Origin of the sequence: Pseudoalteromonas haloplanktis ATCC 14393 (assembly GCF_000238355.1) — a bacterium.
Classification (GTDB): domain Bacteria; phylum Pseudomonadota; class Gammaproteobacteria; order Enterobacterales; family Alteromonadaceae; genus Pseudoalteromonas; species Pseudoalteromonas haloplanktis.
The window spans coordinates 357,037-375,711 of sequence record NZ_AHCA01000003.1 but is presented as its reverse complement, the minus strand read 5'-3'; the positions used below and the strand labels follow the sequence as shown (position 1 = coordinate 375,711).

20 protein-coding genes are annotated in these 18,675 nt (G+C 42.6%); all 20 read left to right on the top strand.

Annotated features, from left to right (window positions below):
* Positions 1-69: 69 nt before the first annotated feature.
* The 20 genes from fliL to PHAL_RS0108805 all read left to right on the top strand — a co-directional run bounded on the left by fliL (position 70) and on the right by PHAL_RS0108805 (position 18,662).
* Positions 70-597 (top strand): flagellar basal body-associated protein FliL, encoded by a 528-nt coding sequence (fliL, locus tag PHAL_RS0108900; protein ID WP_016708047.1) that lies wholly within the window; start codon positions 70-72, stop codon positions 595-597.
* Between the two features lie 9 nt (positions 598-606).
* A complete protein-coding gene (gene fliM, locus PHAL_RS0108895; protein ID WP_016708046.1) occupies positions 607-1,695 on the top strand; it encodes a flagellar motor switch protein FliM in 1,089 nt (362 codons plus the stop codon).
* Between the two features lie 22 nt (positions 1,696-1,717).
* Complete coding sequence (gene fliN / locus PHAL_RS0108890) at positions 1,718-2,116, top strand: flagellar motor switch protein FliN (protein WP_016708045.1); 399 nt, start codon at positions 1,718-1,720, stop codon at positions 2,114-2,116.
* Positions 2,113-2,499, top strand: coding sequence for a flagellar biosynthetic protein FliO (fliO, locus tag PHAL_RS0108885; RefSeq protein WP_016708044.1), 387 nt, complete (start codon positions 2,113-2,115; stop codon positions 2,497-2,499). Before fliN ends, fliO begins: the two co-directional genes overlap by 4 nt.
* 1 nt (position 2,500) lies before the next feature.
* Complete coding sequence (gene fliP, locus PHAL_RS0108880; RefSeq protein WP_016708043.1) at positions 2,501-3,241, top strand: flagellar type III secretion system pore protein FliP; 741 nt, start codon at positions 2,501-2,503, stop codon at positions 3,239-3,241.
* Positions 3,242-3,284: 43 nt separating this feature from the next.
* Positions 3,285-3,554 carry a flagellar biosynthesis protein FliQ gene (gene fliQ, locus PHAL_RS0108875; protein WP_016708042.1) on the top strand — a complete coding sequence of 90 codons (270 nt, stop codon included), beginning with the start codon at positions 3,285-3,287 and terminating at the stop codon, positions 3,552-3,554.
* Position 3,555: 1 nt separating this feature from the next.
* On the top strand, positions 3,556-4,335 hold the full coding sequence (gene fliR, locus PHAL_RS0108870; RefSeq protein WP_016708041.1) for a flagellar biosynthetic protein FliR: 780 nt from the start codon (positions 3,556-3,558) through the stop codon (positions 4,333-4,335).
* A 9-nt stretch (positions 4,336-4,344) separates the two neighbouring features.
* The gene (gene flhB, locus PHAL_RS0108865; protein WP_016708040.1) at positions 4,345-5,475 is read left to right on the top strand and encodes a flagellar biosynthesis protein FlhB; all 1,131 of its coding nucleotides are present in this window, start codon (positions 4,345-4,347) and stop codon (positions 5,473-5,475) included.
* A 71-nt stretch (positions 5,476-5,546) separates the two neighbouring features.
* Complete coding sequence (flhA, locus tag PHAL_RS0108860) at positions 5,547-7,655, top strand: flagellar biosynthesis protein FlhA (protein WP_016708039.1); 2,109 nt, start codon at positions 5,547-5,549, stop codon at positions 7,653-7,655.
* Positions 7,656-7,678: 23 nt separating this feature from the next.
* Positions 7,679-9,148: a flagellar biosynthesis protein FlhF gene (gene flhF, locus PHAL_RS0108855; protein WP_016708038.1), complete on the top strand. Its 1,470-nt coding sequence runs from the start codon at positions 7,679-7,681 to the stop codon at positions 9,146-9,148.
* A complete protein-coding gene (locus PHAL_RS0108850; protein WP_016708037.1) occupies positions 9,141-10,001 on the top strand; it encodes a MinD/ParA family ATP-binding protein in 861 nt (286 codons plus the stop codon). The genes flhF and PHAL_RS0108850 overlap by 8 nt, the downstream gene beginning before the upstream one ends.
* Positions 10,002-10,027: 26 nt before the next feature.
* Positions 10,028-10,738 (top strand): RNA polymerase sigma factor FliA, encoded by a 711-nt coding sequence (locus PHAL_RS0108845; RefSeq protein WP_029216090.1) that lies wholly within the window; start codon positions 10,028-10,030, stop codon positions 10,736-10,738.
* Positions 10,739-10,778: 40 nt separating this feature from the next.
* Positions 10,779-11,162 (top strand): chemotaxis response regulator CheY, encoded by a 384-nt coding sequence (cheY, locus tag PHAL_RS0108840; RefSeq protein WP_016708035.1) that lies wholly within the window; start codon positions 10,779-10,781, stop codon positions 11,160-11,162.
* 17 nt (positions 11,163-11,179) lie between these two features.
* Positions 11,180-11,944, top strand: coding sequence for a protein phosphatase CheZ (locus PHAL_RS0108835; protein ID WP_016708034.1), 765 nt, complete (start codon positions 11,180-11,182; stop codon positions 11,942-11,944).
* Between the two features lie 14 nt (positions 11,945-11,958).
* Positions 11,959-14,163, top strand: coding sequence for a chemotaxis protein CheA (locus PHAL_RS0108830; RefSeq protein ID WP_016708033.1), 2,205 nt, complete (start codon positions 11,959-11,961; stop codon positions 14,161-14,163).
* Between the two features lie 66 nt (positions 14,164-14,229).
* Positions 14,230-15,366 (top strand): protein-glutamate methylesterase/protein-glutamine glutaminase, encoded by a 1,137-nt coding sequence (locus PHAL_RS0108825; RefSeq protein WP_016708032.1) that lies wholly within the window; start codon positions 14,230-14,232, stop codon positions 15,364-15,366.
* Entirely contained in the window at positions 15,359-16,123 is a 765-nt protein-coding gene (locus PHAL_RS0108820) for a flagellar motor protein (RefSeq protein ID WP_016708031.1), read from the top strand. The genes PHAL_RS0108825 and PHAL_RS0108820 overlap by 8 nt, the downstream gene beginning before the upstream one ends.
* Complete coding sequence (locus tag PHAL_RS0108815) at positions 16,123-17,085, top strand: flagellar motor protein MotB (RefSeq protein ID WP_016708030.1); 963 nt, start codon at positions 16,123-16,125, stop codon at positions 17,083-17,085. Before PHAL_RS0108820 ends, PHAL_RS0108815 begins: the two co-directional genes overlap by 1 nt.
* Before the next feature lie 8 nt (positions 17,086-17,093).
* On the top strand, positions 17,094-17,864 hold the full coding sequence (locus PHAL_RS0108810) for a ParA family protein (protein ID WP_016708029.1): 771 nt from the start codon (positions 17,094-17,096) through the stop codon (positions 17,862-17,864).
* Between the two features lie 3 nt (positions 17,865-17,867).
* Positions 17,868-18,662, top strand: coding sequence for a chemotaxis protein CheW (locus PHAL_RS0108805; protein ID WP_016708028.1), 795 nt, complete (start codon positions 17,868-17,870; stop codon positions 18,660-18,662).
* Positions 18,663-18,675: the final 13 nt, after the last annotated feature.

Here is an 18,675-nt window from a genome sequence, read left to right as displayed (position 1 = left end):
AATAAATAACTTGATGGTCGGTAGTGACACTCGTAATATCACTATTATCAAGGAATAAAGGAAATTGGCATGGCTGAAGAAGCAAATTTAGAAATTGAAGACGGTAGCAAAAAGAAAAAGAAGTTGATCATCATTATTGCTGTGGCCGTTTTAGTGATTGCTGGGGCAGTGTGGTTTTTCTTACTATCAGGTTCTGATTCTGCACCAGAAACACTTGCTGATGAGTCTGTTGTATCTGCTGAGCAGGATACCGCAAGTGGTGATAGTGCAAAAATCGGGAGTGCCTTATATGTTGCTATGCCACGACCATTTATTTTCAATGTGCCTGGTGCTAGTCGTGATCGTATTGTGCAAATTAAAGTGCAATTATTAGTACGCGGCGATGTGAATGAAGAAATAGCCAAAAAGCATATTCCACTGATTGAAGGCACATTACTTGGCGTATTCTCAACGACGACTGCAGATGAACTAGGCACGAGTGAAGGGAAAGAAACACTGCGAGTAGCCGCGCTTGATAAAGTGCAAGCAGCGCTAACGGACGTAGAAGGTAGTAAAGTAATTGAGCGGGTGTTGTTTACCGGCTTTGTAATGCAATAAGGGGTCAGCGTGAGTGATTTATTATCCCAAGATGAAATCGATGCCCTCTTACATGGTGTCGACGAAGTCGAGGAGGAGGATTTACAAGACGATGATGATGGGGGCAGTACGCTGCAATATGATTTCTCTTCACAAGATCGTATTGTACGTGGCCGTATGCCGACCTTGGAAATTGTTAACGAACGTTTTGCAAGGCACATGCGCATCAGCTTGTTTAACATGATGCGTCGTACTGCTGAAGTCTCTATCAATGGTGTACAGATGATAAAGTTTGGTGAATATATCCATACTTTATTTGTTCCTACCAGCCTTAACATGGTGCGTTTTCGTCCGCTCAAAGGCACAGGCCTAATCACTATGGAAGCACGTTTAGTGTTTATTCTAGTTGATAACTTTTTTGGCGGTGATGGTCGTTATCATGCCAAAATAGAAGGTCGCGAATTTACGCCAACCGAACGACGTATAGTGCAAATGCTACTAAAAATAATCTTTGAAGATTACAAAGAAGCATGGGCACCGGTAATGGACGTGTCGTTTGAATACCTTGACTCCGAAGTAAACCCTGCCATGGCAAATATTGTTAGCCCAACCGAAGTGGTGGTGATCAGCTCATTCCACATTGAACTTGATGGCGGCGGTGGAGATTTTCATATCGCATTACCTTATTCAATGCTTGAGCCTATTCGTGAGTTGCTCGATGCGGGTGTGCAATCAGATACCGAAGACACCGATCTACGCTGGAGCAAAGCGCTACGCGATGAAATCATGGATGTGGAAGTTGAAATATCAACACAATTACTTGAAGTTGATTTAAGCTTAGCGCAAATCATGGAATTAAAAGCAGGGGATATCATCCCTGTTGAAATGCCTGAGCATATCACGGTATTCGTTGAAGAATTGCCAACATTTAGAGCTAAAATGGGTCGTTCTCGTGATAATGTTGCGCTGCAAATTAGTGAAAAAATTAAACGTCCTGAATCAGTTAAATCAGAACTGCATGTCTTTACTAAAGGCGGTAAAAAACTGGATTCAGATGCGGAATTAGCTGAACTAGAAGATGATTTACACCTCTCGGAAGGTGTGGACTTAGACTGGTAAAAGAATAAAAAGGTTTAATAGTATGAGTGATGACCAAGATACAATGGACGAATGGGCAGCAGCACTGGCTGAAGCTGAAGGAAGTGATAACTCTGATGCTCCTAAGGTAACTGAGCTTGATGAGTTAAGTGATACTAAACATGAAATGAGTGGCGAAGAAAAGCGCAAACTCGATACCATTTTAGATATCCCCGTGACGATTTCTATGGAAGTTGGGCGTTCAAAAATCAATATTCGTAACTTACTGCAACTGAATCAAGGCTCAGTGGTTGAACTTGACCGCGTGGCAGGTGAGCCATTGGATGTATTAGTCAATGGAACACTGATTGCGCATGGTGAAGTTGTTGTGGTGAATGACAAATTTGGTATCCGTCTCACTGACGTGATCAGCCAAGTTGAACGGATCAAAAAATTGCGATGAGCAGTTGGCTGTTTTTATCGACCGCGGCCAGCGCTGCGCTCCCAAGTGGGACACCGATGGGCGATTTATTGTCAATGGTGATGTCTTTAATTATGGTGCTAGTACTGATTGTAGTGCTGGCATTTTTGGTTAAAAAGCTAAACCCTAATTTAGCGAATTCGGATGAATTCAAAGTTGTTCGTAGTTTACCGTTAAGTACGCGAGAGCGGTTGATGGTTATCGAAATTGATAATTGCCAGCATTTATTAGGTGTTACACCACACAGTATTAACTACCTGCATAAATTAGAAACTCCATTGAGCGAAAAAGAGTTGCCAGCTCTTGCTGAGCGCTTTGGTAAACTTTTAAACCCACAAACTAACCATACTAAAAAGAACAAATAATATGATTAAGTGGCTGCTGCTATTGTTTGCATTGGTTTTTATCCCTTCAGTTAATGCTGAAGGGATTGAAGCATTAAGCATTACTACCAACCCCGATGGTTCACAAGATTACTCGGTGACGTTGCAAGTACTCGCTATTATGACCGCGCTGAGTTTTATTCCAGCGGCGGTAATTATGATGACCTCATTTACCCGTATCATTGTGGTATTGGCCATTTTACGTCAAGCCATTGGTTTGCAACAAACACCGTCGAACCAAATACTATTAGGTATGTCATTATTTTTAAGTATTTTCATCATGGCACCGGTTTACCAAAAAGTGAATGAGCAAGCGATACAGCCGTATTTGAGTGAACAGGTCACATCAGTTCAAGCGCTGGAGCTTGCTAAAGAGCCCATGAAAGCCTTTATGCTTTCACAGGTACGCATTAAGGACTTAGAAACATTCGCTAAAATTGCCGGTTATGATCAGTTAGACTCCCCAGAAGCAACCCCCCTCATCGTGCTTATTCCAGCTTTTGTGACCAGTGAATTACAAACCGCATTCATTATCGGTTTTATGTTTTTTATTCCATTTTTAATTGTTGATTTAGTAGTGGCATCGGTATTAATGGCGATGGGTATGATGATGCTATCGCCGATGATCGTATCGTTACCATTTAAAATCATGCTATTTGTGCTGGTTGATGGGTGGAGTTTAGTCATGGGTACTTTAGCGAAAAGCTTTGGTTTGGGTACTTGATATGGCTGTACAACACTGTGTAAAACACGGCTAGGAGCGCAACATGGAACCGGAAATTTTTGTTGATATACTCAGCGATGCCTTATTCTTAGTGATTAAATTAGTCTCCGCGATTGTTGTACCTGGTTTATTGGTCGGCTTAGTGGTGGCGGTGTTTCAGGCCGCAACTTCAATTAATGAACAAACACTCAGTTTTTTACCGCGCTTATTAATTACTATTAGTGCGCTCATTGTCGGTGGCCATTGGTTAACCCAAGAGCTGATGGATTTTTTTACACGGCTAATCATGATCATCCCAGAGATTGCGGGCTAGTATGGAATTCCCTTTTTCGGTCATCATCCAGTGGCTGAGTGATTTTTTACTGCCGCTGGTACGGATCAGTTCAATGATCATGGTGATGGCAGGCATAGGTGCTAAAAATGTGCCGACACGAATAAAAATGGGATTAGCCGTGGTGATTACGTTTTTAGTGGTGCCCGTGTTACCACCTGCCACGTTTAATAACTTATTCTCCTTTGAAATGATTCTAGTGGTCATTCAACAGTTGCTCATTGGTGTGGCAATTGGCTTTGCATCATTGCTAATGCTAAATACTTTTGTGTTAGCGGGTCAAATTCTTGCTATGCAAACTGGCTTAGGTTTCGCCTCGGTTGTTGATCCATCCAATGGTATGAGCGTACCTGCGGTGGGGCAGTTTTATCTAATTTTAGCAACGTTACTCTTCTTTGTTTTTAATGGCCATTTAATGATGATTCAAATGGTGGTACACAGTTTCGAGGTTTTGCCGATTGACGGTAATTGGTGGGCGGTGGATCACTATTGGGACATAGTAACGTGGGGTGGCTGGATGTTTACCACGGCACTGGTGTTATCACTGGCACCTTTAACAGCTATGTTAGTGATCAATATGTCGTTTGGCGTGATGACCCGAGCTGCACCACAGTTAAATATCTTTTCGATCGGTTTTCCGTTTACTTTAGTTGCGGGGCTAGTAATTATTTGGGCAACGCTGGGTAACTTTGTGACTCAATTTGAATTTCAATGGTTAAAAATGGTTGAGTTAATGTGTACTTTAGTTGGTTGTTCCCCGTAGGAGAGAGTGATGGCTGAAGATTCAGGTCAAGAAAAAACCGAAGAACCCACGGGGAAAAAAATTGAGGAATCGAAAAAGAAAGGCCAAATAGCCCGCTCAAAAGAGCTTGGCACTATGTTTGTACTTATTTTTTCTGCGATTTCTTTATTATTATACGGGCCTGAGATTGGCAAAGGTTTGTATAACATTATGGGGCGAACCCTAAGCTTAAATCGTAATGAAACATACGATACGACAAAAATGTTCTCAGTATGGGGAATGGTGGCAGATGCGCTGGTGTTTCCTATGGCGATGTTTGTACTGATTATTGTTTTAGCAGGAATTATTGGTAATACATTACTTGGCGGCTTTAACTTTAGTTGGCAGGCCGCTGCACCAAAAGCCAGCAAAATGTCGCCTGCCAAAGGCATTAAACGTATGCTTGGTCCGCAGGCAGGTGTTGAACTGGTTAAATCTATTTTAAAGTTTGCAGTGGTTGCAGGCTTTGCCGTTTTTTTGATTAATACCTTCTTTGATGAAATTCTCCACTTAAGTATAGAAAGTGCGCCGGGTAATATTATTCACGCTTTAGAAATATTGGCATGGATGTTTTTAGGGTTGACCTGCACCTTAACAATTATTGCGGCCATTGATGCGCCATACCAAAGTCATAAGCACCACAAAGAATTAAAAATGACCTTGCAAGAAGTGAAAGATGAATATAAAAACTCTGAAGGTGATCCACAAATAAAAGCCCGTATCAGGCAAACGCAAAGACAAATGTCGCAGCGCAGAATGATGCAAGATGTCCCTGATGCTGATGTGGTGGTAACCAACCCAACTCATTATTCAGTTGCATTAAAGTACGATACCGAACGCGCAGGAGCGCCAATTGTGGTTGCCAAAGGCGTTGATGAAATGGCGATGCAGATCAGAAAAATAGCCGTTGGTAACGAAGTACCGGTTGTGGAATCCCCGATGCTGACTCGCGCACTGTATCATACCGCTGAGGTGGGCGATCAAATCCCTGATCAACTTTTTACTGCGGTGGCACAAGTTTTAGCTTATGTATTTCAGCTTAAACGATTCCAAAAAGGTCGCGGAAAGCGTCCAACCAAATTGAATAAAACACTGCCCATCCCTGATGCCTACAAGTATTAATCAAGCAATCAATAACTTGGAATAGTTATTGCAAATTCCGTGTAGTGTCAATTTTTTGAAATTGTAGAATTATGGAATTTAAAGCTGTATTACAACAACTTAATAAAGATAAAAAAGAGTATTTGAAAGGTGTTGGTACGCCTTTATTAGTGCTTGCAGCGCTGGGAATGGTGATATTACCACTCCCGCCATTTTTACTCGACATTCTTTTTTCGTTTAATATAGCTTTAGCACTGGTGGTTTTACTGGTTACTGTCTACACCATGAAACCCGTCGAGTTTGGTATGTTCCCAGCCGTACTATTGATTGCGACCATTATGCGTTTAGCACTTAACGTTGCCAGTACCCGAGTGGTATTGTTGGAAGGGCATAATGGCGGGGACGCTGCAGGTAAAGTTATCGAAGCATTTGGCTCGGTTGTGATCGGTGGTAACTATGCGGTTGGCCTCGTAGTATTCTTAATCTTGATCATCATCAACTTTGTGGTAATTACCAAAGGTGCTGGGCGTATCTCGGAAGTATCCGCGCGCTTTACCTTAGATGCAATGCCAGGTAAACAAATGGCTATAGACGCCGACTTAAATGCGGGCTTTATCAGTGCCGAGCAAGCGAGAGATCGCCGTGAAGAAGTAACCCGCGAAGCCGACTTTTATGGTTCAATGGATGGTGCCAGTAAATTTGTAAAAGGCGATGCGATTGCCGGTATTGTGATTTTGGTTATCAATATCGTCGGTGGTTTATTTGTTGGTATGATCCAACACGATTTAAGTTTTAGTCGGGCAATGGAAGTTTATACCTTACTGACTATTGGTGATGGCCTAGTGGCTCAACTTCCTTCATTACTTCTATCAATTGGTACAGCGATTGTTGTAACCCGGCAAAATGAATCGCTCAATATGGGCGACCAATTCAAGAAGCAACTTGGTAACGAAAAATCATTATTTATCGCTTCAGGTATCTTAATTGTGATGGGGTTAGTGCCAGGGATGCCCCACTTTGCATTTTTAAGCTTGGGTGCACTACTGGGTTATCTTGCCTATTACGCGCAGCAAAGCAAACTAAAAGAAGCGGCTGCAAAAGAAGCTGAAGCTGCAAATGGAGGCGCTACAGGCACCGGTGTTGCAAATAAACAAGAGCAAAAAGAGCTAGGCTGGGATGATGTGCAGCAAGTTGATGTTATAGGTCTTGAAGTTGGCTATCGTTTAATTCCTTTGGTTGATCAATCACAAGGTGGTGAGTTACTTAACCGGATAAAAGGGGTACGAAAAAAACTATCTCAAGAGTTGGGGTTTTTAGTACCCCCTGTTCATATTCGCGATAATCTAGAGCTTGACCCGAATGCATACAGGATCACTATGATGGGGGTATCTACTGGTGAAGGTGAGCTCAAACATGGTGATGAGCTGGCGATAAACCCAGGACAAGTGTTTGGCCCCATCAAAGGGATTGAAACAAAAGATCCTGCCTTTGGTTTAGATGCAGTGTGGATCAAGCCTGATCAAAAAGATGAAGCGCAATCGCTAGGGTATACCGTAGTTGATTCTGCAACGGTCGTTGCAACCCATATTAGCCAGTTATTAACCAATAGTGCGGCATTGTTACTGGGCCATGAAGAAGTGCAAAACCTCCTTGATATGCTTGCCAAGAGTCATCCACGTTTAGTTGAAGGGCTAGTGCCAGATACTTTACCACTGACGGTTATTGTAAAAGTATTGCAAAACCTCTTGAATGAAGGCGTTGCTATTCGTGACATGCGCTCAATTGTGCAAACCCTCGTTGAGTATGGCCCACGTAGTCAAGACCCAGATGTACTAACGGCAGCAGTGCGTATTTCACTGCGCAGACTGATAGTTCAAGACGCGGTTGGTATGTCATCAGAAATCCCTGTCATAACCTTGGCGCCTGAGTTGGAACAGATGTTGCATCAGTCACTGCAAAATGCAGGCGACGAAGGGGCCGGAATAGAACCAGGACTTGCAGAGCGACTTCAACAATCTTTAAATGAAGCGCATCAAAACCAAGAAATGGCCGGTGAACCTTCGATATTGCTAACGTCAGGAATGTTACGCACTGTGTTATCTCGTTTTGTTAAGTACACCATTCCAGGATTACGGGTGATGTCTTACCAAGAGGTACCAGATGAAAGACAGATCAAGATTGTCAGCTCAGTAGGCCAATAATCGGATTTTAAAGGGGTTGAACCATGAAAATAAAACGTTTTTTTGCTAAAGATATGCGTACCGCACTAAAAGAAGTGAAAGATGAACTCGGTGTTGATGCGGTCATCATGTCAAATAAAAAATTAGCCAATGGGGTAGAAATTGTTGCCGCCGTTGATTATGAAAAAGCGGCCCCTAAAGCGCCGGCACAGCCACAGGCAACAACAGCACAAACAAATACTCACTTTGTTAAACCTGCGCCGCAACGCACCCAGCCGGAGCCGCAAGCTGCAGTAGCAGATAGCTTACAAGCATTATTAGAGCGTCAATCACCTCGTCCGCGCTCACCTGAGCTTGCCTCAATGTTTAGTCAGTCAGGAATTGACACCGCAACCCAATATCAGCCACAGCAACAAGCACAGCAAACTCGTCATGAGCAACCAACACATAATGATTTTGCTCGTCGTCAGAGTGTAGCTCGTCCAGAGACCCAAGCACATAGCTTAGGGTTTGATGATGAACTTGAAAGTGGCTTTGATGATTTGGATGCCCCAATACCAAGCAAAAACGCAGCCAAAACCGATGAAATCAGCGCGATGCGTGATGAAATGGCTGCAATGCGTCAATTACTTGAGTATCAAGTTTCAGGTTTAATGCAACAAGACTTAGCACGTCGCGATCCAACGCGTGCATGTATGATTGACCGTTTAGTTGGCATGGGGATTGATAGCGAAGTGGCTGAACAAATGGCGTGCTTTATTCCTGATGATGTATCGCGTCAACAAGCATGGCAAGCATTGTTGCAAATGGTTGAAAACCAAATGCATACCACTAATAACGAGATTCTACGCCAAGGCGGCGTTTTTGCACTTGTTGGCCCAACGGGAGTGGGTAAAACAACCACAGTTGCTAAACTTGCCGCTCTGGGGGCACAAAAGTATGGCGCTGATAAAGTCGCACTTATCACCACCGATACTTACCGCATTGGCGCCTATGAGCAATTAGCTACTTATGGCCGTATTATTGGCTGTGGTGTAAAACAAGTTAAAGATGCCAATGAATTAGCTGAAGTTTTATACCATTTACGCAATAAGCGTCTAGTATTAATAGATACCGCTGGCATGAGTCAACGTGATTTACGTTTAACCGAACAATTGAACACGCTAATGCGTAATCAACGAGTTGATATTCGTAACTATCTAGTACTCAGTGCTACAGCTCAAATTAATGTATTGCAAGAAACCGTAAGGCACTTTAAAAAAGTACAATTAAGTGGCTGTATTTTCACTAAATTAGACGAATCGTTAAGTTTAGGCGAGATTATTAGTATAGCGATTCAAAATCGCCTCCCAATAGGGTATCTTACTAATGGTCAGCGTGTGCCTGAAGACATTCGGGTCGCTAATGCAGAGAAATTAGTAAAAAAAGCTGAACAATTGTATTTAAAAAGAACAAAAGCGCAACATTCACGACGTCAAGCAGTAGCGTCAAGCACAGTAGGGATGTATGATTAACACAGTATTAGATCAAGCAAGTGGCCTGCGTAAAATGAGTCAAAACAATAATAAGGGCGTTAAAGTTATCGCTGTCACAGGTGGTAAAGGTGGGGTTGGTAAAACGAACGTCTCACTAAACACTGCGATTGCCTTAGGTCAACTCGGAAACCGAGTATTAGTACTGGATGCCGATTTAGGTTTGGCGAATTGCGATGTAATGCTCGGACTGCGAGTAGAACGTAACCTTTCTCATGTATTATCAGGCGAGTGTGAACTCGACGAAATTTTGGTGGAAGGTCCTGCTGGAATAAAAATAGTGCCAGCAACGTCTGGTTCGCAAAGCATGGTCGAACTTTCACCTTCTGAGCATGCTGGTCTGATCCGCGCATTTAGCGAATTAAATACCGAATTTGATATATTGATTGTTGATACTGCTGCTGGTATTTCTGACATGGTGTTAAGCTTTTCTCGCGCAGCCCAAGATGTCATGGTCGTCGTATGCGATGAACCAACTTCTATTACCGATGCTTATGCCTTAATCAAGGTATTAAGCCGTGAGCATGGTGTTTATAAATTTAAAATCGTGGCTAATATGGTTCGCAGCATGCGTGAAGGCCATGAGTTATTTGCAAAACTCTCAAAAGTAACAGACCGCTTTTTGGATGTATCGATGGAGTTGGTTGCCACTGTCCCTTACGATGAGAATATGCGTAAATCAACACGTCGGCAAAAAGTGATTGTTGACTTATTCCCTAACTCCCCTGCAGCAATAGCATTTAAAACATTAGCGACAAAAGCAGTTAAATGGCCTATACCTAATCAACCTTCTGGCCATTTAGAATTTTTCATAGAAAAACTAGTAAACGGCTAACTATGACAGCATCGGTGAATAAAGCGATGGGATATCAATCTACACAAAATCTAAATGTGATTGTTGAACGACATGCCTCACTTGTCAAAAAAGTGGCGTGTCATTTAATCGCTCGTTTACCTGCGAGTGTGCAGCTCGATGATTTGATTCAATCGGGAATGATAGGGCTGATTGAAGCGTCGAAAAATTTTGATGCAAGCAAAGGTGCAAGTTTTGAAACCTTTGCAGGTATTCGTATTCGTGGCGCTATGCTTGATGAAATGCGCCGTGGTGATTGGGCACCTCGTTCTGTACATCGTAATAGTCGTAGAGTAGCTGAGGCAATTAGTGAACTTGAAAGTGAACTTAATCGCGAGCCTAAAGATATTGAAGTTGCTGAAAAACTTGATATTACACTCGATGAGTACCATCATATTCTTAGTGATGTGAACTCCAGCAAAGTACTAGGAATAGAAGATTTAGGGGTTGACGAAGATGTTATTACCCCAGTAGGACATGATTTAGCGCTAGACAAGCCCTTTAATAATGTTAAAAATGAACGCTTTAATAAATCATTGTTAGCAGCTATACAATCCTTACCTGAACGAGATGGGCTAGTATTATCGCTGTACTATAACGATGAAATGAATTTAAAAGAGATTGGACATATACTCGATGTAAGCGAATCGCGTGTGAGTCAGATACATGGTCAGGCGATGATTAAGCTAAAAGCAAAAATCAATGACTGGATAAATTAGTAGTAAGTAAATATAGGTTCAGACCTCACCGGAGGATGTTTTGGATAAAAACATGAAAATTCTTGTTGTTGATGATTTTTCGACGATGAGACGTATTATCAAAAATCTGTTAAGAGATTTAGGTTTTACAAATGTACAAGAAGCTGATGATGGCTCAACAGCATTGCCAATGCTACAAAATCAAGAATTTGATTTTGTAGTAACAGACTGGAATATGCCGGGTATGCAAGGGATTGACTTGTTGCGTGCCATTAGAGCTGATGACAGCCTAAAACATATTCCAGTTTTGATGGTCACAGCAGAAGCTAAAAAAGAACAAATTGTTGCTGCTGCTCAGGCTGGTGTTAACGGTTATATCGTTAAGCCATTTACAGCTGCGACACTTAAGACCAAATTGGAAAAAGTGTTTGAGCGTTTAGGTTAAATAAATAGGAGAGGCTTATGTCAGCACCAGCTGCGCCTCAGATCAGTTTAGAGCAAGCCCGTCAGCTTGTAGTTTACCTTGAAAATGGTGAACAAGATAAAGCTGATCAATTAATTATTGATGCTGCGTCAAAAGAGCAATCAGAATTATTCGCCGAAGTAGGTAAGTTGACACGTCAGCTGCATGACGCGTTGAAAAATTTTGAACTCGACACACGTTTAGCTGATTTGACTACCGAAGCAATTCCTGATGCAAAGCAGCGCCTTAACTATGTTATGGAAATGACAGAGAACGCTGCTAATAAAACCATGGACGCGGTAGAAGCAAGTTTACCTATTGCTCAACAACTCGCTGATGAGATTTCACACATCAAACCAACATGGGATCGCCTCATGAGTCGTGAAATTGAGTTGGGTGAGTTTAAAACTCTCTGTCATAGTTTAGATAAGTTTATGAATAACTCACAAACTAAAACGGATGAACTGCAAGAGCTAATGACCAATGTGTTAATGGCGCAAGACTTCCAAGATTTGACTGGCCAAGTGATCCGCCGAGTGATCGAATTAGTTAGAGAAGTAGAAGACAGCTTGATCCATTTGTTAACGGCATTTGGTAGCCAAGACGATCGAGAAACAAAAATAGTAGCACCAGCCATTGAAAAAATGCCTGCTGAAAATAAAATTGCAGGCCCAGAAGGGCCAATTATTGATAAAGAATCTCGTGATGATGTTGTCTCAGGGCAAGATGATGTAGATGATTTATTATCAAGTTTGGGCTTCTAAGAGGAGATAACGGCATGAGCTTTGAAGTCGATGAAGATATTTTACAGGATTTTCTAGTTGAGGCTGGAGAAATTCTTGAGCTTTTGTCAGAACAGCTGGTGGAGCTTGAAAATAACCCAGATGATACCGAATTACTCAATGCAATTTTCCGTGGCTTTCATACGGTAAAAGGCGGTGCTGGTTTTTTAAGTATGACCGAGCTAGTTGATGCTTGTCATGGCGCTGAAAACGTATTTGATTTATTACGCCAAGGTGTGCGTAAAGTTAATTCTGAGCTAATGGATGTGATCCTACAAGCACTCGATACAATTAACGAAATGTTTGCGACTATTCAAAGTAGAGAAAAGCCTGAGCCTGCAGATCCTGAATTACTTGCCGTTTTACACAAACTTGGTCTGCCTCCGAGTGCAGATGAAATCAGTAGTGCATCACCAATTGACAGTACTCCAGCTCCACAAGTTGATGCTGACGCGATTTTAGATGATGACGACCCATTTGCATTTGATGTTTTATTTGATGGTCAGGTCGAAAACGATACGACTGAAGTGCAAATTGATGAAATTACAGAAGATGAATTTGAAAGTTTACTTGATGAACTACATGGTAAAGGGCAAAGCCCGGCAGCCACAACAAGTTCGGTAAGTAATGATTCATCGAATAGTGATATTACAGATGACGAATTTGATAGCCTGTTAGATGAGTTACACGGTGTTGGTAGCTTTGGTATCGTTAGTAATACGACCAGTAGCCAAGCCGCAGCTTCACCTTCAACACCGGTTGAAGCGCCAAAAACTTCAAGCTCGGATGAGATCAGCGATGATGAATTTGAAGCTCTGCTAGATGAATTGCATGGTAAAGGGAGTGCTCCCCAAGCGACAGAATCAGTACCTGTGTCAGCATCCACACCAACTACTTCATCAAGCGCTAAGCCTGAAGCAAAAGAGCCAGTTCGCACAGAGGTAAGTAAAGAAGTTGAAAAGCCGGCTCCTACAGTAACATCGACAACGGCTCCTGCAACAACAACACCAGCAGCGGCGAAAAAAGCACCACCGGCACAAGCTGATACAACAGTACGTGTTGACACTAAGCGTCTCGATCAAATAATGAATATGGTTGGCGAGTTAGTATTAGTACGTAATCGTCTCGTAAGCCTTGCGACTAACACTGAAAGTGAGGCCATGGGTAAAGCCATTTCCAACCTTGATGTGGTAACTGCAGATTTACAAGGTGCGGTGATGAAAACCCGCATGCAACCGATAAAAAAAGTGTTTGGTCGTTTCCCTCGTGTAGTCCGTGATTTAGCACGTAGCTTGAAAAAAGACATCAACTTGTTATTGGTTGGTGAAGAGACTGATTTAGATAAAAACTTAGTTGAAGCACTGGCGGATCCACTTGTTCACTTAGTGCGTAACTCAGTGGATCATGGTATCGAAATGCCTGATGTGCGTGAAGCGGCGGGTAAATCACGTACAGGAACTGTGACATTGTCAGCATCCCAAGAAGGTGACCATATTTTACTTACCATCCGTGATGACGGTGCGGGTATGGATCCTGAAAAGCTGAAAAAGATTGCTATTAGTAAAGGCGTGCTTGATCACGAACAAGCAGCCCGTTTATCTGATACTGAAGCATATAACTTAATCTTTGCTCCTGGCTTTTCTACTAAAGAGCAGATCTCGGATATTTCTGGCCGTGGTGTGGGTATGGATGTGGTGAAAACCAAAATTACTCAGCTTAATGGCTCTGTGAATATTCAGTCTGAGCTGGGTGTAGGCACAGTTTTAGAAATTAAAGTACCGCTAACGCTGGCAATCTTACCAACATTGATGGTTGTTGTTGGCGAGCAGACATTTGCATTACCGCTGGCTGGTGTAAATGAAATATTTCACCTTGATCTCACTAAAACCAATGTTGTTGATGGTCAATTAACTATCATAGTGCGTAAAAAAGCGTTGCCATTGTTTTACTTAGAACATTGGTTAGTTAAAGGTGCCGATCGTTCTCAGCGCAAAGCACAAGGCCATGTTGTGATTGTACAAATAGGCACACAACAAGTTGGCTTTGTTGTTGATTCATTGATTGGTCAAGAAGAGGTGGTGATCAAGCCGCTTGATGCTTTATTACAAGGTACGCCGGGTATGGCAGGTGCAACAATCACCTCTGATGGTGGTATAGCGCTTATTTTAGATGTGCCTAGCCTGTTAAAGCACTACGCCTAGTCCATTCTTATCTTAACGTGAGAGCTAATTTAGCTCTCACAGATAAAATTTAACAAGAGTATGCCGATGGCAGTTAAAGTTTTAGTTGTTGATGATTCAAGTTTTTTTCGCCGTCGAGTGAGCGAAATACTCGAGCAAGATAAGGATATTGAAGTTATTGGTTTTGCGGTAAATGGCCGAGAAGCTGTGGATAAAGCAAACCAATTACGACCTGATGTAATCACCATGGATGTTGAAATGCCGGTGCTTGATGGGATTAGTGCTGTAAAACAGATCATGGCGGCTAACCCAACACCAATCCTGATGTTTTCTTCACTTACTCGTGATGGTGCAACGGCCACTTTAGATGCGCTTGATGCGGGGGCGTTGGATTTCTTACCGAAAAAGTTTGAAGATATTGCCCGTAATAATGAAGACGCAATTAAGCTATTACAAAATAAAGTAAAAGAAATCGGCCGCCGTCGATTATCACGTTTTAGTCGGCCAGTATCATCAACGCCAGCAGTGCCACCTTCAGGCGCTACGACTTCCCTGCGCTCTACAATTACTCAGCCGGATAGAAGTTTCAACCGAAATACAGCACCAAGTGCTGGTGCTACCGCCTCTATTCGCGCTTCAGGGAAGAAATATCAAGTTGTCGCTATTGGTACCTCTACTGGTGGTCCTGTTGCACTGCAAACCATTTTGACCCAATTACCTGCTAACTTTCCACATCCTATTTTATTGATCCAGCATATGCCTGCAGCCTTTACCCCTGCATTTGCTGCTCGTTTAAATAGCTTGTGTAAAATACACGTAAAAGAAGCTCAGCAGGGGGATAGATTAATGCCAGGTACGGCTTATTTGGCACCAGGCGGTCAACAAATGTTGATTGAAGGGCGAGGGGGGAACCGGACGCTAAGAGTATTTGAAGATGATAGTGCGCGGATCACATATAAACCCAGTGTTGACGTTACCTTTGCCAGTACAGCGAAAGCGTTTCAAGGTGATGTACTGGCTGTTGTTCTGACAGGAATGGGAGCCGATGGCCGTGATGGAGCGAGGATGCTGAAACAAGCGGGTGCCACTATCTGGGCACAAGATGAAAAAACCAGTGTGGTTTATGGTATGCCGCAAGCGGTTACAAGTGCGGGGCTATCATCAGCAAGTATTGCACTGAGCGATGTTGCTACTCGATTAGTTCGTGAGATTGGTTGTGGATAAGCTGTCATTTTTAGGCCTATTAGTGGCCCTTTGTGCTATTGGCCTTGGCTACTCATTGGAAGGCGGGGTTGTTAGTGCGTTGTTTAATGGTCCAGCGCTCATCATTGTGCTCGGTGGGACACTCGGGGCTGTGATGTTACAAACACCAGCCAGTACCTTTAGTAAAGTACTCAAGATCAGCCATTGGGTGTTCTTTCCACCACGTCATGATATCGATGGGGCTATTGAGCAAGTGAAAGGTTGGTCTCATAAAGCGCGTCAAGAAGGTTATTTGGCTTTAGAAGAGATTGCATTAACGCACCCTGATCCATATGTTGCCAAAGGACTCAGTTTGTTGATTGATGGTAATAGTGAACAAAAACTTAGAGACACGCTAGAAATTGATTTATTACTGGAGCGTGAACGTCTACTTGAGGCCAGCCGTGTCTATGAAGCGCTAGGCGGTTATAGCCCAACTATTGGTATTTTAGGGGCCGTACTTGGGCTTATTCAGGCAATGTCGTTTATCACAGATCCTGAAAAATTAGGCGCGGGCGTGGCAACGGCATTTATAGCAACTATTTATGGTGTTGGCTTGGCAAATTTATTATTTTTGCCTATGGCTAACAAACTACAGCAACAGATTGAACAGAAAATGCTGTACCACGAGCTGCTCGCAGAGGGAATTATCGCTATGAGTCAAGGCGATAGTCCAGCTAATATTGAGCTTAAACTTGAAGCGTATCGTGTTGAGCGACCGACTCAGTTGCAACCATAATGATACGCCGCCGCCTTCGCCATTCGTCAAATAAAAACCAACATACTGAGCGTTGGCTGGTTTCCTATGCTGATTACATGACCATAATGTTTGCATTTTTTGTGGTGATGTATGCCATTGCTATCAATAAAGAAGAAAGCTTCCAAATTCTATCTGACTCGCTAGAGCAAGTGTTTGATAAATCAGCTCGCCAGCATTCCCAAGAAGGTCAAGGCGTAACTGGAACAGGCTTATTAACTGATAGGGTTAGCCCCGAAAAAGAGCTACTGTATGGGGAAAGTATCCAAAAGCAAGAAGTAGGTCCAGAGTTGCTCGATGGTCAAAGCGATACGAGTAATATAAAGCAAAAGCATTTAGGTAAACCATTGGATAGTTTACTGACTAAACTGCAATCAGCGTTAATTGATGAAATACGTGATGGCGAAGCCAGTTTAGAATTACACCAAGATTGGTTGATTATTGAATTGAGCTCAGGAATGCTGTTTTCAAGTGGTAGTGCTGTGGCACACTTACGTGCAAAACAAGTGATCAAACTCGTGAAAGATATTATAGCCCCAGTTGATAATTATATACGGGTGCGTGGTTATACTGATAACGAAACGATTCGAAATGAAATGTTTCGGTCTAATTGGGAGCTGTCAGTCGCTCGAGCAACGTCTATGCTAGTAGAGCTTGAGAGCTTAGGAATTAATCCGGCTCGAATGGCTATTGAAGGCTATGGACAATATTCACCTTTTGCTGACAATGATACCGAGCAAGGCCGAGCGGAAAATCGTAAGGTGGTGGTGGCCTTATCTAAGTACGGTTTGCCACCGGAGCCTGAAGCCACTGAGGAGCAGAAGAGGCAACAATTAGCGCCAGAGCCACAACCAATTGAGTTGCCAAGTGACGATAACAGCATTAAAGTGATCCAACTCCCACATGGCGGTATTCGAATTACAACGCGCAATGAAAAACAATAAGGTGTGATGTGAAAATTTGGACAGTAGCGAATCAAAAAGGCGGAGTAGGTAAAACCACGACGGCTGTTAGTTTAGCTGGCATATTAGCGCTGCAAGGAAAGCGAGTATTACTGATAGATACTGATCCACATGCATCGTTAACGTATTACTTTGGCATTGATTCTGAAGATTTAGAAGTCAGTGTCTATGATATCTTTGCCCGGGGTAACACCATGGCCAGTGAAGAGATTTTACAAGCACTGTGCCCATCAAATATTGATAATTTAGATATTTTGCCTGCTACTATGGCAATTGCCACCTTAGATCGTAGTATGGGAAATAAAACAGGGATGGGGCTGATTTTAAAAAAAGCATTAACTAAAATCAGTGAGCATTACGATTATGCGATATTAGATTGTCCGCCTGTGTTGGGCGTTTTAATGGTAAACGCTTTGGCGGCCAGTGAACGGATCTTAGTGCCGGTGCAAACGGAGTTTTTGGCACTAAAAGGGCTTGATAGAATGATGCGGACCATGGAGTTAATGCAAAGCTCGCAATCAAAGCAGTATCAATATACCATTATCCCTACAATGTATGATAAACGCACCAATGCATCTCTTGAGGCATATAAAACGTTACAGCAGAGCTACCAAGACAAGGTGTGGCCAGGGGTCATACCGGTCGATACAAAGTTTCGTGATGCAAGTTTAGCTCAGCAAGTGCCAGTTCAATATTGCCCACGCTCCAGAGGTGTTTATGCTTATCGCGCATTACTCGACTATTTAATTGAACAAGGTTAATGAATGAGTAAGCAGTTATTTGCTAATGAAAAAGTAATGACCCAGTACTTGGGGGCTTTATTGTGCGAAGAAGAATCTACGGACTTAGAGCCGGTTGCAAAATTACTCGAACAAGTATCACCAACAAATAGTAGCACTGACATGCCAGCGAAGGCATCGCAGCAAACGATTGTGCAACCCAGCGCATTGAACGAACCTGCAACAGATGTTCAACAAGAAATAACCGAACAAACTCCTCCCTCCCTTGAGAAACCACAGATCCAAGCTAATATCAATGATATAGCTAAAGAGCGTTCATCACTTGATGGCGTTGCGGCGAAAACGCCAGTTCAACGCCAAGAAGATTACTTTGATGGTGAATTCCAAGCGTTATTTTTTGAAGTTGCGGGATTGACCCTTGCCGTCCCCTTGAAGGCACTTGGTGGCATTCATCAGTTAGGGGAAGTGAATCAATTGTTCGGTAAACCTAAATGGTTTAAAGGGGTTATGCTAAATCGTGATGAAAACCTTAATGTTGTTGATACCGCTCGTTGGGTCATGCCAGAAAAGTATACCCAAGAGTTAGAAGACAAATTAAACTACCAATACTTAATTACTTTAGGTGATAGCCAGTGGGGATTATTGGCGGAAAAGCTAGTTAATAACATCACACTGCGTAGTGAAGATGTGAAATGGCGAGCTAAAAGTGGCAAGCGGCCTTGGCTTGCAGGTGTAATTAAAGAAAAAATGTGTGCCTTAATTGATGTACAAAGTTTAAATCAATTATTAGAGCAAGGTTTAGATAGCCGCGAGCAGTAACGATTATCGGAGT

Bases quoted from the DNA above. Each gene is read 5' to 3' on its own strand.
- fliL (WP_016708047.1), top strand. From the start codon at position 70: ATGGCTGAAGAAGCAAATTTAGAAATTGAAGACGGTAGCAAAAAGAAA.
- fliN (WP_016708045.1), top strand. From the start codon at position 1,718: ATGAGTGATGACCAAGATACAATGGACGAATGGGCAGCAGCACTGGCT.
- fliO (WP_016708044.1), top strand. From the start codon at position 2,113: ATGAGCAGTTGGCTGTTTTTATCGACCGCGGCCAGCGCTGCGCTCCCA.
- fliP (WP_016708043.1), top strand. From the start codon at position 2,501: ATGATTAAGTGGCTGCTGCTATTGTTTGCATTGGTTTTTATCCCTTCA.
- fliQ (WP_016708042.1), top strand. From the start codon at position 3,285: ATGGAACCGGAAATTTTTGTTGATATACTCAGCGATGCCTTATTCTTA.
- fliR (WP_016708041.1), top strand. From the start codon at position 3,556: ATGGAATTCCCTTTTTCGGTCATCATCCAGTGGCTGAGTGATTTTTTA.
- flhB (WP_016708040.1), top strand. From the start codon at position 4,345: ATGGCTGAAGATTCAGGTCAAGAAAAAACCGAAGAACCCACGGGGAAA.
- flhA (WP_016708039.1), top strand. From the start codon at position 5,547: ATGGAATTTAAAGCTGTATTACAACAACTTAATAAAGATAAAAAAGAG.
- flhF (WP_016708038.1), top strand. From the start codon at position 7,679: ATGAAAATAAAACGTTTTTTTGCTAAAGATATGCGTACCGCACTAAAA.
- PHAL_RS0108850 (WP_016708037.1), top strand. From the start codon at position 9,141: ATGATTAACACAGTATTAGATCAAGCAAGTGGCCTGCGTAAAATGAGT.
- PHAL_RS0108845 (WP_029216090.1), top strand. From the start codon at position 10,028: ATGGGATATCAATCTACACAAAATCTAAATGTGATTGTTGAACGACAT.
- PHAL_RS0108835 (WP_016708034.1), top strand. From the start codon at position 11,180: ATGTCAGCACCAGCTGCGCCTCAGATCAGTTTAGAGCAAGCCCGTCAG.
- PHAL_RS0108830 (WP_016708033.1), top strand. From the start codon at position 11,959: ATGAGCTTTGAAGTCGATGAAGATATTTTACAGGATTTTCTAGTTGAG.
- PHAL_RS0108825 (WP_016708032.1), top strand. From the start codon at position 14,230: ATGGCAGTTAAAGTTTTAGTTGTTGATGATTCAAGTTTTTTTCGCCGT.
- PHAL_RS0108815 (WP_016708030.1), top strand. From the start codon at position 16,123: ATGATACGCCGCCGCCTTCGCCATTCGTCAAATAAAAACCAACATACT.
- PHAL_RS0108805 (WP_016708028.1), top strand. From the start codon at position 17,868: ATGAGTAAGCAGTTATTTGCTAATGAAAAAGTAATGACCCAGTACTTG.